The 12,806-nt window shown below is 43.5% G+C and carries 12 protein-coding genes; 6 read left to right on the top strand and 6 right to left on the bottom strand.

All coding sequences use genetic code 11. From position 1 onward, the window contains the following. Window positions 1-139 precede the first annotated feature (139 nt). The 3 genes from infA to aat all read right to left on the bottom strand — a co-directional run bounded on the left by infA (window position 140) and on the right by aat (window position 1,848). Entirely contained in the window at window positions 140-358 is a 219-nt protein-coding gene (infA, locus tag ACED41_RS20985) for a translation initiation factor IF-1 (protein WP_001040192.1), read from the bottom strand. Between the two features lie 81 nt (window positions 359-439). Continuing rightward, the gene (locus ACED41_RS20980) at window positions 440-1,138 is read right to left on the bottom strand and encodes an arginyltransferase (RefSeq protein ID WP_065585123.1); all 699 of its coding nucleotides are present in this window, start codon (window positions 1,136-1,138) and stop codon (window positions 440-442) included. Then, window positions 1,138-1,848 (bottom strand): leucyl/phenylalanyl-tRNA--protein transferase, encoded by a 711-nt coding sequence (gene aat / locus ACED41_RS20975; protein ID WP_017063504.1) that lies wholly within the window; start codon window positions 1,846-1,848, stop codon window positions 1,138-1,140. The genes ACED41_RS20980 and aat overlap by 1 nt, the downstream gene beginning before the upstream one ends. A gap of 53 nt (window positions 1,849-1,901) precedes the next feature. On the opposite strand from aat, the gene ACED41_RS20970 reads away from it, so the two are divergent. Together ACED41_RS20970 and aroA are read left to right on the top strand one after the other, a co-directional pair. Then, on the top strand, window positions 1,902-2,357 hold the full coding sequence (locus tag ACED41_RS20970) for a glycine zipper 2TM domain-containing protein (protein ID WP_004736438.1): 456 nt from the start codon (window positions 1,902-1,904) through the stop codon (window positions 2,355-2,357). A gap of 162 nt (window positions 2,358-2,519) precedes the next feature. Next, window positions 2,520-3,800 (top strand): 3-phosphoshikimate 1-carboxyvinyltransferase, encoded by a 1,281-nt coding sequence (gene aroA / locus ACED41_RS20965; protein WP_017062105.1) that lies wholly within the window; start codon window positions 2,520-2,522, stop codon window positions 3,798-3,800. A 61-nt stretch (window positions 3,801-3,861) separates the two neighbouring features. Here the strand turns inward: aroA and ACED41_RS20960 are convergent, their stop codons facing one another. Next, entirely contained in the window at window positions 3,862-4,107 is a 246-nt protein-coding gene (locus ACED41_RS20960) for a YciN family protein (RefSeq protein ID WP_017062104.1), read from the bottom strand. Window positions 4,108-4,546: 439 nt separating this feature from the next. On the opposite strand from ACED41_RS20960, the gene topA reads away from it, so the two are divergent. From topA to ACED41_RS20940, 4 genes are all read left to right on the top strand, one after another. Further along, window positions 4,547-7,177 carry a type I DNA topoisomerase gene (topA, locus tag ACED41_RS20955; RefSeq protein WP_017067846.1) on the top strand — a complete coding sequence of 877 codons (2,631 nt, stop codon included), beginning with the start codon at window positions 4,547-4,549 and terminating at the stop codon, window positions 7,175-7,177. A 523-nt stretch (window positions 7,178-7,700) separates the two neighbouring features. After that, window positions 7,701-8,930: a glucose-1-phosphate adenylyltransferase gene (gene glgC, locus ACED41_RS20950; RefSeq protein ID WP_080582251.1), complete on the top strand. Its 1,230-nt coding sequence runs from the start codon at window positions 7,701-7,703 to the stop codon at window positions 8,928-8,930. Then, the gene (gene glgA, locus ACED41_RS20945) at window positions 8,920-10,374 is read left to right on the top strand and encodes a glycogen synthase GlgA (protein ID WP_371725620.1); all 1,455 of its coding nucleotides are present in this window, start codon (window positions 8,920-8,922) and stop codon (window positions 10,372-10,374) included. The genes glgC and glgA overlap by 11 nt, the downstream gene beginning before the upstream one ends. Before the next feature lie 285 nt (window positions 10,375-10,659). Continuing rightward, window positions 10,660-11,457 carry an alpha/beta fold hydrolase gene (locus ACED41_RS20940; RefSeq protein ID WP_017062100.1) on the top strand — a complete coding sequence of 266 codons (798 nt, stop codon included), beginning with the start codon at window positions 10,660-10,662 and terminating at the stop codon, window positions 11,455-11,457. Window positions 11,458-11,588: 131 nt separating this feature from the next. On the opposite strand, the gene ACED41_RS20935 is transcribed toward ACED41_RS20940, so the two are convergent. Further along, window positions 11,589-11,906: a DUF2007 domain-containing protein gene (locus tag ACED41_RS20935; protein ID WP_017062099.1), complete on the bottom strand. Its 318-nt coding sequence runs from the start codon at window positions 11,904-11,906 to the stop codon at window positions 11,589-11,591. A 64-nt stretch (window positions 11,907-11,970) separates the two neighbouring features. Next, window positions 11,971-12,651, bottom strand: coding sequence for a TVP38/TMEM64 family protein (locus tag ACED41_RS20930; RefSeq protein ID WP_017072239.1), 681 nt, complete (start codon window positions 12,649-12,651; stop codon window positions 11,971-11,973). Window positions 12,652-12,806: the final 155 nt, after the last annotated feature.

Here is a 12,806-nt window from a genome sequence, read left to right as displayed (position 1 = left end):
GCGAGATGCGAGATGCGAGATGCGAGATGCGAGATGCGAGATGCGAGATGCGAGATTGATGTGCTTGTGTAGTAAAAAGCTCAGGCAATAAAAAACGGAGCCTTAAGCTCCGCTTCTTATTGTATTCGCTAATTAAAAATTAACGAGCACGGAAGACGATGCGGCCTTTAGAAAGGTCGTATGGAGTCATCTCAACAGTTACTTTATCACCAGTAAGAATACGGATGTAGTTCTTACGCATTTTACCAGAGATGTGTGCTGTCACTACGTGACCGTTTTCAAGCTCAACACGGAACATTGTGTTTGGTAGAGTATCAAGGACAGTGCCTTGCATCTCGATTACGTCTTCTTTAGCCATCTAATCCTCTTTCGAAATTTGGCGGTTTTCAACGGCTTGATTGTGCCGTTAAAATCAAAATATGTAAAGTTGTCGCGTATTCTACCCTTGCCACCGCTGATTTACTAGCCTTTGATGACGTTGAAATCGTACTTTATAGTTCATCGCAGGGCATTCATCGATTTGATAACCCAAATATAACCATTGTTTTTGTTCTTTCTGGGCATGTTGGATCTGAAATAGAACGCCAAGTGTTCCCATCGAAATGTCTATATCAGGATCGAAGAAGGTATAAAACGCGCTCGTACAGTGAGCCATGATGTCGGTTACGGCGATACCAACCAACTTGTTCTCATCATAGATGTGCATGAACTTTGTAGTAAGCCACTCATTTTTAGAGAATTGTAGAAACTCTTCTTTCTTGGGTGGGTACATGGTTCCCGAACGGTGACGAGCGGTGATATAGCGACTGTATAAGTCAAACCAGTTGTCATCCATCTCATCTTTCAGTTCCCAACGTAGTGATTTTCCTTTGTTAAGGATCCGTCGTTGGCTTTTGGAAAGCTTAACCTCAGGAATTGAAAGCCGAATCGCTTGGCATGCTGAGCAATTATCGCAATGTGGCTTATAAATGGTTGAACCACTGCGGCGAAATCCATTCGCAAGCAGAACTTCATAGTTATCTGAGGTGTGCATGTGTTCGTCAAGCGTGACCGCCACTCTCTCTTCGAAGTGAGGTAAGTAGCTGCAAGCGTGATTGTCTGTTAATCCAATTCTGATTTGTTGTAAATCTGGATTCATTAAGGCATTTCCTTTAGCCATTGGGTTTTAAAGCATGCATCGTCAACGGAGAACTCTTTGAGTAATTGCAGAGAGCCTAGGAATTCATCCCTATCAACCTCGATAGCGCCCAAGGATTCCAAGTGAGGGTTCATGACTTGGCAATCAATCAGTTGTCCGCCGAATCGGGTAAAGTGTTTACAAAAGTACCACAGCGCAATTTTAGAGGCATTGGTCTTTAGGCTGAACATCGATTCACCGCAAAAGACTTGGCCTCTTTGTAAGCCGTAAAGTCCACCGATCAGTTCATCATCTTGCCAAACCTCAACCGAGTGGCAGAAACCTAATGAAGCGAGTTTGCGGTAGGCTGACTGCATGTCGCTGTTTAGCCAGGTTTCTTCTTCGGGTCTTAGTGAAGAGCAATAACCAATTACTCTGTCCGTCGCTTGGTTGATGCTGACTCGGTAATTGTGCTTTCTTTGAAACTTTTTAAGACTTTTTGACGGTTCGAATGTCTTAGGATTAAATACCGCTCGCGGTGCAGGGCTCCACCAAAGTATAGGCTCACCTGGGCCATACCATGGAAATATACCTTGGCTATAAGCGTTTAAAATTCGCATTGGTGATAAATCACCACCGAAGGCGAGCAGACCGTTGGGGTCATCAAGCGCGTCGAAAGGCGAAGGAAACTCTATACTAGTAGTATCAAGTTCGGTTAGGTATATAGTCATAAGTACCGCATTACAGATTAATCACTGACCAAGAGGTCTTTAGGAGTTTTACCATGAAGAAGTTGCTTTGGATTTTACTTGTTTTGCCCATGTTGGCAAATGCAGCTTACAACAGAAACCAAGCTCGACCAGTAAACGAGGTGGTTTATGGTGAGATTGATACGGTCAGATACATCACTCAGCAAGAGATCGTTGAGTCGAAAGCGAATGGTTGGGAAACCTTGTTAGGTGCGGCGATTGGTGGCTTGATTGGTAACCAGTTTGGCGGCGGCACTGGTAAAGAAGTGGCGACAGCTGTAGGTGCAGTAGCAGGTGCGGGTATTGCTCGTAACCGAGGTAACACACAATATAAAGTAGAGTACAAACTGGTCGAGTTATTGGTCAAAACCAAAGACGACAAGTTGGTCAACATTATCCAAGATGTCGATAACTCGATGCTGTTCAACCGAGGCGATGATGTACGAATTCTCTATTTTTCAGATGGTGTTCGAGTTGACCTCGTGTACTAGTATATAAATACGATTGATTGGCTAATTAATCACCGGTTTGGGCCGGATTAGCTCTGGAGTTCGTTGGAAAAGTTCGTTAGTCTGCAAGTACGAAGAATTATTCATCACCCGAAAATAAATACGCACCAGTGACTTCGGGTGGTACAAGGACTATAAGATTTAATGGAAAGCCTTACGTTACAACCAATTCAAAAAGTGAACGGGGAAGTTAACCTACCTGGTTCAAAAAGCGTTTCCAACCGTGCACTTCTTTTGGCTGCACTTTCTACGGGAACCACTCGCCTAACAAACTTGCTAGACAGTGATGATATTCGTCATATGTTGAATGCATTGACTCAGTTAGGTGTTGATTATCAGTTGTCTGCAGACAAAACCGTTTGTGAAGTGACAGGTGTTGGTGGTGCATTCTCAAGTGACAAAGCCCTAGAGCTTTTCTTAGGTAACGCGGGTACGGCGATGCGTCCGTTGGCGGCTGCACTATGTTTAGGTCGCGGTGAATACGTTCTTACTGGTGAGCCTCGCATGAAAGAGCGCCCAATTGGCCACTTAGTAACAGCACTACGAGAAGCCGGTGCCGACGTTGAATATTTAGAGAACGAAAACTACCCGCCATTGAAGATCACAGGTACCGGTTTGAAGAGCGGTACGGTTTCTATCGACGGTTCGATCTCTAGTCAATTTTTGACGGCATTTTTGATGGCTGCGCCTTTAGCTGAAGGTGAAGTGACCATTAAAATTGACGGTGAATTGGTTTCTAAACCTTACATCGATATTACGCTGCACATCATGAAGCAATTTGGTGTGGACGTGATCAATAATGATTACCAAGAGTTTGTGATTCCTACCGGGCAATCTTACTCGGCACCGGGTGATTTCTTGGTTGAAGGTGATGCATCATCTGCGTCATATTTCCTTGCAGCCGCTGCTATCAAAGGTGGTGAGATTAAGGTCACTGGTATTGGTAAAAACAGTATCCAAGGTGATATCCAATTCGCTGATGCGCTTGAGAAAATGGGTGCGGAAATCGAATGGGGTGACGACTACGTTATTTCTCGTTGTGGCGAGCTGAAAGGCATTGATATGGACTATAACCATATCCCAGATGCTGCGATGACTATCGCGACAACCGCATTGTTTGCGAAAGGCACAACGGCAATCCGTAATGTCTACAACTGGCGTGTGAAAGAGACAGACCGCTTGGCTGCAATGGCAACAGAGCTACGCAAAGTCGGCGCTGAAGTGGAAGAGGGTGAAGATTACATTATTGTTAACCCTGTGGCTGAACTGACTCATGCGGCGATTGATACTTACGATGATCACCGTATGGCGATGTGTTTCTCGCTGGTTGCCTTGAGCGATACGCCTGTGACGATTAATGATCCAGGTTGTACGTCAAAGACATTCCCTGATTACTTCGACAAGCTGAAAATGCTAAGTCTATAAAAATGCTTAGTATGTAAAGGTTTAGGAACAAAAAAGCTTGCCTAAGTGGCAAGCTTTTTAATTATTGCTGAATTGTAAATTCTTTCGAAAGGTGGTGCGCTAAGTATTTAAACATGTTAAATACCGCGGTTGTATTCTCTGTCGGCATTCCATTGCTGTCTAAGAAGTATTCACCTTTGAAGACGAGTACATCGTCTTTTTCTACTACGCTGTTTGCGCGCATGCCTTCAATGTAGTCATCATGTGATTGGATAATTTGGTTTGCGATAAGCAGTAAATCAAATTCTGCTATTACTTTCTTTGTCATGAGTTTATCTCTGATAACTGAATATAACGTTGAGTTTATGGTGTCGAACTAGAAATTCAATGATTTCACAACCGATTAAGAGAGTCTTTTCAAACATCCACAATTTATTTTGTGATTTACGGCAAAAATAATTGAATGGGGCTCGCGTTAGATTCGCGGACAAGCTTAGTATGAGCCCGTTTAGACGTAATGCCTGATGAATAGGCTCTTGCAAGTATTCTTAGTGAGTACTTTATAGCTTCTTTATATTGTGACCCTTTTATCTATGAGTCGTCGAATTGTCGAGCGATCAGATCCAATTTTGAAAAAAGCGGTTGATCTTCTAGTAATCTCGCACAATAGTAAAAAAAGAAGCAATGAATTTAGAATATCATGCGTAAAAGCCCACAAGCTAAATTGTTGGTGCTGAAGCATCGTGATTAAGGACGTTAGAGTCAATATGGGTAAATCGCTCGTTATAGTGGAGTCGCCAGCCAAGGCTAAAACTATCAATAAATATCTTGGCAAAGACTTTGTCGTTAAGTCGAGTGTAGGTCACGTACGTGATTTACCAACGGCAGGTCAAAGTACTGGTCAAAAGGCTGCTGCAGTTTCAACCAAGGGTATGAGCCCAGAAGACAAAGCTCGTATCAAGAAAGAAAAAGATCGCAAAGCTCTTATCAAAAAGATGGGTATCAACCCGTATAAAGAGTGGGAAGCGAACTACCAAATCCTACCTGGTAAAGAGAAAGTCGTCGCTGAATTGCAAAAACTGGCTGAGAACGCAGACCATGTTTATCTCGCAACCGATTTGGACCGCGAAGGAGAAGCTATCGCATGGCACCTTCGTGAGATCATCGGTGGCGATGAAACGCGATACAAGCGAGTGGTTTTTAACGAAATCACCAAGAATGCTATTCAACAAGCTTTCGAAACTCCAGGTGAGCTAAATATTGATGGCGTAAACGCACAACAAGCACGACGTTTTATGGACCGTGTTGTTGGCTTTATGGTGTCACCTCTGCTTTGGAAAAAAGTAGCACGAGGCCTGTCCGCTGGCCGTGTTCAATCAGTAGCGGTAAAACTACTGGTAGAGCGTGAGCGCGAGATCAACGCCTTTATCCCTGAAGAGTTCTGGGATGTGCATGCTGATACTAAAACAGCAGAGAAAACCGACTTTAGACTGCAAGTTGCACAGAAAGACGGTGTTGCGTTTAAACCTGAAAATGAAGCGCAAACACAAGCTGCTGTTAGCGTTTTAGAAAAAGCGCAATACGAAGTCTGTAAACGTGAAGACCGCCCAACAAAGAGTAAGCCGTCTGCACCTTACATCACGTCGACGCTGCAACAAGCGGCGAGTACGCGTCTTGGTTATGGCGTAAAGAAAACCATGATGCTGGCTCAACGCCTGTATGAAGCGGGTTACATCACTTATATGCGTACTGATTCAACCAACTTGAGTTCAGAAGCTGTAGAAGCCGCTCGTGAATACATTGGTTCTGAGTACGGCGCGCAATACCTTCCACCTAAAGCTCTTGCATACGGCAGCAAAGAGGGCGCTCAAGAGGCCCACGAAGCGATTCGTCCTTCAAGTGTAGATGTTAAGTCGGAAGATCTAAACGGCGTAGACGCAGACGCACACAAGCTTTACTCGCTAATTTGGAATCAATTCGTAGCGTGTCAAATGACGCCAGCTCAATACGATTCAACGACAGTAAGCGTTAAAGCAGATGAGTACACGTTGAAAGCGAAAGGTCGTATCCTTAAATTTGATGGTTGGACTCGTGTTCAGCGTCCAATGGGCAAGAACGAAGATACGATCCTTCCAGCAGTACAGATCGGCGATAAGCTTGATCTGATTGCGCTAGACCCTAAACAGCACTTCACTAAGCCACCGGCTCGTTTCACTGAAGCGGCGCTAGTTAAAGAGCTTGAGAAGCGTGGTATTGGTCGTCCTTCAACATACGCATCAATCATCTCAACGATTCAAGATCGCGGTTATGTAAAAGTTGAACAGCGTCGTTTCTATGCTGAGAAGATGGGTGAAATTGTTACTGACCGTCTAGATGGCAGCTTCAATGACCTAATGAACTACGACTTCACTGCTCGTATGGAGCAGAAGTTGGACCAAATCGCAGAAGGCGAAGCAAGCTGGAAAGGCGTGCTAGATAACTTCTTCGAAGACTTTACTGGCGATTTGGAAAAAGCAGACTTAGACGAAGACGCTGGTGGCATGAAGCCAAATCATATCGTGGAAACCGATATTGAGTGTCCGACTTGTAGCCGTAAAATGGGTATTCGTACTGCTTCGACAGGCGTATTCCTTGGTTGTTCTGGCTATGCACTTCCACCAAAAGAGCGTTGTAAGACAACAATCAACCTTGGTGATGAAGAAGGCATTATCAACGTGCTTGAAGAAGACGTTGAAACAGCAGCACTTCGAGCTAAAAAGCGTTGTCCTATTTGTGAAACGGCAATGGATGCCTATCTAATCGATGATAAGCGTAAGATGCACGTATGTGGTAACAACCCGAACTGTGAAGGTTATGTGGTTGAGCACGGCGAATTTAAAGTGAAAGGCTACGATGGTCCACTTGTTGAGTGTGACAAGTGTGGTTCTGACATGGTTCTGAAGAACGGTCGTTTTGGTAAATACATGGACTGTACGAGTGAAGATTGTAAGAACACTCGTAAGATTCTGAAAAATGGCGAAGTTGCGCCACCAAAAGAAGACCCGGTGCATTTCCCTGAACTTCCGTGTGAAAATTCAGACGCGTACTTTGTTCTTCGTGATGGTGCTTCTGGTCTATTTATGGCTGCGAGCAACTTCCCTAAATCACGTGAAACACGTGCACCATTAGTGGAAGAGCTGGTTCGTTTTAAAGACCGTATCTCACCTAAGTTCCAATACCTAGCATCAGCGCCAGTTGCTGACCCTGATGGTAAGCCGACAGTGGTTCGTTTTAGTCGTAAGACCAAAGAAAACTACGTGCGTACTGAAGTAGATGGAAAACCGTCCGGTTGGACTGCGTTGTACATCGACGGTAAGTGGGAAGTTACGGATAAGCGTAAAAAGCCTAAAGAGAAATAACTGAACGTTATTGATGAAAAAGCAGCCTAATGGCTGCTTTTTTTGATCTCAATATGACTAAATATGCAACTTGTTGACATGGTATTTCGTCTGCGAGAATTTATTAAATTCACATCGCAAAATAAATAATGCCAATTAATCAGATTTTCTTATGTAACTTTAACGAGAATGTAACTTAATTAAAATATTGTAACTCACAGATCAGCGTTTAGTTGTATACCTGATGTGTGTCGGGTGTTAATGTAATGTTTCGTCTGGACGGTGTGATGTGAGCTGCTTTAAGTCTTGGGAAAGCAATCAGCTTACGTACCACAGAATAGCGTATTAAAAATTGAATTCGGCCGAAAAGTCGATAACGTATATAAAACCAAGTGCAAAGAATAGTGCACACATAACAACGTTTGGCTTAGGATATTGTCACTGTATGTGAATGGATATTCGCTAAATACCGAAATAAGTGTTGGTGCTCATCCCCCAGAGGAAGATACCTCTACGAGTACTAACATCGATAAGCTATAGATATATGGAGAATAAAATGGCTGGTGTATTGGGAATGATTCTTGCTGGTGGTGAAGGCTCTCGCTTAAGACCTTTAACTGAATCTCGCAGCAAACCCTCGGTTCCTTTCGGTGGTAGTTACCGCTTAATTGATTTCGCTTTGAACAACTTCGTTAATGCTGATCTAATGAAGATCTACGTATTAACACAATTTAAGTCACAGTCACTGTTCCACCATATGAAAAAAGGCTGGAATATCAGTGGCATAACAGACCGTTTTATCGACCCAATTCCTGCGCAAATGCGTAAAGGAAAGCGTTGGTATGAAGGCACAGCAGATGCTATCTACCAAAACATGGGCTTTATGGAGTTGGAAGAACCTGATCAAGTATGTATTTTTGGTTCAGACCATATCTATAAGATGGACATCAAACAGATGCTTGATTTCCATAAAGAGAAGAAAGCGGCTCTAACAGTATCAGCATTGCGCATGCCGCTTGCTGAAGCATCAGAATTCGGTGTTATTGAGGTTGATGCTGATGGTCGTATGATTGGCTTTGAAGAGAAACCTGCAAATCCGAAGTCGATCCCGGGCGATCCAGAATCAGCGCTCGTTTCAATGGGCAATTACGTGTTCGAAGCGAAAGAGCTTTTTGCTGAACTAACGGAAGATGCTGATAGAGAAGGTTCGACACACGATTTCGGCAAAGACATTATTCCAAACATGTTCCCACGTGGTGATGTGTTTGTTTATGATTTCAGCACCAATCGTATTACTGGTGAGAAAGAAGAAGTTTACTGGCGCGATGTAGGTACGATTGACGCGTACTGGCAAGCGCATATGGACCTTCTTAAGAAAGATGCGCCATTCTCGCTATACAACCGTAAATGGCCTCTACACACTTATTACCCGCCACTACCACCTGCTACGTTTACTGATTCGGCAAATGGTCGAATTCAGATCATTGATAGTCTTGTTTGTAGCGGTAGTTACGTACGTGGTTCGCGTATTGAAAAGAGTGTACTGGGTTTCCGCAGCAATATCGCATCAGCGTGTGATATTAGCGAAAGTATCTTACTCGGTGATGTAAAAGTGGGTGAGGGTTGTATCCTGCGCCGCGTTATCATTGATAAAGATGCAGATATCGCACCGGGTACACAGATTGGTGTAAATCTGACAGAAGACAAAAAGCATTACCACGTATCTGACGATGGTGTCGTAGTGATTTCTAAAGGAGCACGAGTTGGTTACTAAGACTCTCTCGGTACTTTTTGTAGCGTCTGAAGTTGAAGGCTTGATTAAAAGTGGTGGCTTGGCTGATGTAGCCAAGGCACTACCGAAAGCGTTGCAAACACTCGAACAGGACGTTCGAGTGACTATCCCCGCCTATAGAAATATTCCAAACATTGATTCAGCAGAAGTTGTTTTATCGACTGAACTCGATCATTGGCCTCATACGGCTTACCAAGTGAAAAAACTGAGCGTAGAAGGCGTTCCAGTTTTTGGTATTGAATGTGCCAAGTATTTCGACCGCCCGGAAATGTACGCAGAAAACAATCAAGCTTATGCTGATAACGGAGAGCGCTTCTCGTTCTTTAGTGCAGCCTGTCTTGATATGCTTCCTAAACTTGGTTTTCAACCGGATATCATTCATGCAAATGACTGGCATACAGGTTTCGTTCCTTTCTTGCTTAAATCGCGTTACCAACAACACGATTTCTTTGAAAATACACGCAGTGTTATCTCGATTCACAATGCGGTATTCAAAGGTGTGTTCGCATACGATGAATTACAATTCCTGCCAGAGATGCACAGTTATCATGTGCCAGAAGCTTCAGTGAGTGACACTCATGTCACTATGCTAAGAGCTGGCGTGATGTGCGCTGATAAAGTGAACGCAGTAAGTCCTACCTATGCAGAAGAGTTGAAAACGGAATTAGGTAGCCACGGTATGGCTGCAGAATTCCAACACAGATCTGCTGATCTGTTCGGCATTTTGAATGGGTGTGATTATGGGGCTTGGAATCCGGAAACTGATGCTTTCCTTCCTCGTAAATACAAAGCGACCAAGCACAGCATGGCTCGCGGAAAATCAGCTTGTAAGCAAAAACTGCAACAAGATGTAGGTTTACCCGTTGCCGATTGCGCGGTTTATGGCATGGTTTGTCGCTTGACGAATCAAAAAGGTGTTCATTACTTACTGCCTATCATCGAACAGTTTTTGAAAAATGATCTTCAGATCGTGATTGTTGGTACTGGCGATCCGGTTTTGGCGAGTCAATTGAAAGAGCTATCAGCGCTTCACTCAGATAAGTTCTCGTTCGTAGAAGCGTACAATAATGAACTTGCGCACTTGGTTGAAGCAGGCTCTGATTTCTTCTTGATGCCTTCGGAATTTGAACCGTGTGGCTTAAACCAAATCTACAGCATGGCTTACGGTACTTTGCCGATTGTTCGTTCTGTGGGAGGTTTAAAAGACAGCGTGAATGATTACGATGAAGATCCTGAAGTCGCGACTGGGTTTGCTTTTGAAGAGCCAACACCGCAGGCGTTATTGACTGTGTTACATCGTTCATTACTGCTTTATGCACAAAACCCATCTGAAATTAAGCGTGCTCAGCTTTATGCGATGCAGCAAGATTTTAGTTGGGAAGATGCGGCTAAAGAATACCTAGCTATGTATCATTCAGCATTTTAACTTGTTGACTTAGCTTTAAAATTAGCGGGCGGGCAACAACAGCTCGTAATAAATGAAGGCGCTCTAATTGTTGAGTGCCTTTTTGTTTCCTGGTCAGAGCACATCACGTTTACGAAGACAAAGCTTGCAAACTCATTTTTGTCAGGTAGAAAAGGTGAGGTAGGTATTCACATGACTAATGATAGGTTTGACACTATTATCACTTAAAGTTCTTAATAGCGTGGTATCCTTAGTCATCGCCTCGTGATGAGGCATAGCTCCATTCCAATAATTAAAGCGATAGGTATGTCTGAGAGTTTACTATTTCATAAAACATTTACTCACCCTACGAGCGATGAGTGGGTTGTATTTGTGCATGGCGCAGGAGGCAGTTCCTCCATCTGGTTCAAGCAGATCAAAGCGTATAAACAGCATTTCAACTTACTTCTCATTGATCTGAGAGGGCACGGTAAATCAGACAATATACTTAAAGGGCTGATTTCGAATCGTTATACGTTCAAATCGGTGACGCTTGATATTCTTAAAGTGTTAGACCATCTTAAGATCCGTTCTGCACATTTCGTTGGCATGTCTTTGGGCACGATTATTGTGCGTAACGTTGCAGAACTGGCGGCTGGCCGTGTACGTTCAATGGTACTGGGTGGCGCTGTCACCAAGCTAAACACTCGCTCTCAAGTGTTAATCAAGTTGGGTAACCTCAGCAAGCACATCATTCCTTACATGTGGTTATACAGCCTTTTTGCTTATGTTGTGATGCCACAAAAAAGCCAAAAAGAGTCTCGTCACCTTTTTATCCGCGAAGCCAAAAAACTGTGCCAGAAAGAATTTAAACGCTGGTTTATCTTAACGGCTGATGTAAACCCCTTGATGAAATATTTTAAAGATAGAGAGCTACCAATACCGACTCTTTATTTGATGGGTGAACGTGACTACATGTTTATTAAGCCTGTAAAAGAAATGGTTGCAGCGCATGAATCGAGTGAGCTAGTAGAAATCCCGAATTGTGGACACGTGTGTAACGTGGAAAACCCTGAAGAGTTTAATCAGCGTTCGATTGCGTTTATTCAAAAACAAATTCAGTGATTTTCTAGGCGTGAAATCAAAGATGATGAGTTAATCGAATTGAAATAAAAACGGGAAGCTAACTTTAGCTTCCCGTTTTTAATTGGAGGAGGTATCTGACCGAATCGTTCTATCAGGTCACTGAAACCCTGCTATTCAGGTGAGGCAGCACCGCACTGCCAGCAAGAGCCGAATTGCGCTTCGTTGACTTCATGACACTCACCACAACGCCACTCTTCATAGATGATCGAATCTTGCTGCTTTTGGTAGTCATTGACGAGCATGCGAGCTTTACTGGCCAATTCTGGCTCATATAACCATACGTAAGGGTCAGTTTCTTCAGTGAATGGGATTTCCCCCTTTAATCCGAACAACCCCTCACCACGGACTTCACAGGCAATATTCTCGCTTTCTAACAATCCACAGATGATATGAGCTTCTGTCGGATTCGATGCACTGAAGATTTTCATTGAAATAGAACCTTATTCGGCTATCTGTGTTATTTAGATATTATAAACTATTCTGCTATATACATTATTCAGCTACGGGTGCTGAGCGAAACTTACCCATCAACCATTTAGCCACTATTGGGAATATCCCCAATAATGCAAATGACAATAGTACTGAAGGGGAGACGATGCCCGAAAGTGAATCAATTTCTGCGAGCTGAGTACCAGCATTCAAGAAAACCGCCGTCCCCGGTAACATCCCGATTTGACTCGTAATGTAGTAACGACTCACTGACATCGGTGTTAGACCCATCAATAGGTTGATAAGGAAAAATGGGAATACAGGAATCAGACGCAGAGAAAACAGGTAAAATGCGCCGTCTTTTTCAACCCCCTTGTTAATCGTCGCCAATTTGTCACCAAACTTGGTTTGAATCCAGTCACGCAACAGGTAACGGCTACTTAAGAAAGCTAAGGTCGCACCGATCGCACTTGCGAAAGATACCAGTAGCAAGCTGTTCCAGAAGCCGAATAGCGCGGCCCCTAATAAGGTTACAACAGCGGCACCAGGAATGGAGAAAGCCGTAATCATGACATACGCGACAAAATAGATAGCGGCAGCCGCAATAAAGTTGCTGTCAATGTAGTCATTTAACACAGCTTGTTGGGCCTTAGCATTTTCAAGCGTTAAGTACTGGCCGAAATTGATGCCTAACAAGACGATGGTTACGACCAACACAATACCCAATATCATTTTCTTACTCATTGATACTTCCTCTAAATTTTCAATGCATACCGATAGTATAGATAGACAGGCAAAGCATAGATTAACTTTCACCAGATATAAAAAAAGCCGCAGTAAATGCTAATGCCGTTCACTTAAGAGTGAACGGCATTTTTGTTCTTAGCATACCGTTGTGG

Origin of the sequence: Vibrio sp. 1F255, from assembly GCF_041439145.1 — a bacterium.
Lineage (GTDB): Bacteria > Pseudomonadota > Gammaproteobacteria > Enterobacterales > Vibrionaceae > Vibrio > Vibrio crassostreae_C.
The sequence above is the reverse complement of the archived record's forward strand: the minus strand, read 5'-3'. Positions and strand labels throughout refer to the sequence as shown.

Excerpts from the sequence above, each read along its gene's own strand:
- infA (WP_001040192.1), bottom strand. The coding sequence starts at position 358 with ATGGCTAAAGAAGACGTAATCGAGATGCAAGGCACTGTCCTTGATACT.
- ACED41_RS20980 (WP_065585123.1), bottom strand. The coding sequence starts at position 1,138 with ATGAATCCAGATTTACAACAAATCAGAATTGGATTAACAGACAATCAC.
- aat (WP_017063504.1), bottom strand. The coding sequence starts at position 1,848 with ATGACTATATACCTAACCGAACTTGATACTACTAGTATAGAGTTTCCT.
- ACED41_RS20970 (WP_004736438.1), top strand. The coding sequence starts at position 1,902 with ATGAAGAAGTTGCTTTGGATTTTACTTGTTTTGCCCATGTTGGCAAAT.
- aroA (WP_017062105.1), top strand. The coding sequence starts at position 2,520 with ATGGAAAGCCTTACGTTACAACCAATTCAAAAAGTGAACGGGGAAGTT.
- ACED41_RS20960 (WP_017062104.1), bottom strand. The coding sequence starts at position 4,107 with ATGACAAAGAAAGTAATAGCAGAATTTGATTTACTGCTTATCGCAAAC.
- topA (WP_017067846.1), top strand. The coding sequence starts at position 4,547 with ATGGGTAAATCGCTCGTTATAGTGGAGTCGCCAGCCAAGGCTAAAACT.
- glgC (WP_080582251.1), top strand. The coding sequence starts at position 7,701 with ATGGAGAATAAAATGGCTGGTGTATTGGGAATGATTCTTGCTGGTGGT.
- ACED41_RS20940 (WP_017062100.1), top strand. The coding sequence starts at position 10,660 with ATGTCTGAGAGTTTACTATTTCATAAAACATTTACTCACCCTACGAGC.
- ACED41_RS20935 (WP_017062099.1), bottom strand. The coding sequence starts at position 11,906 with ATGAAAATCTTCAGTGCATCGAATCCGACAGAAGCTCATATCATCTGT.
- ACED41_RS20930 (WP_017072239.1), bottom strand. The coding sequence starts at position 12,651 with ATGAGTAAGAAAATGATATTGGGTATTGTGTTGGTCGTAACCATCGTC.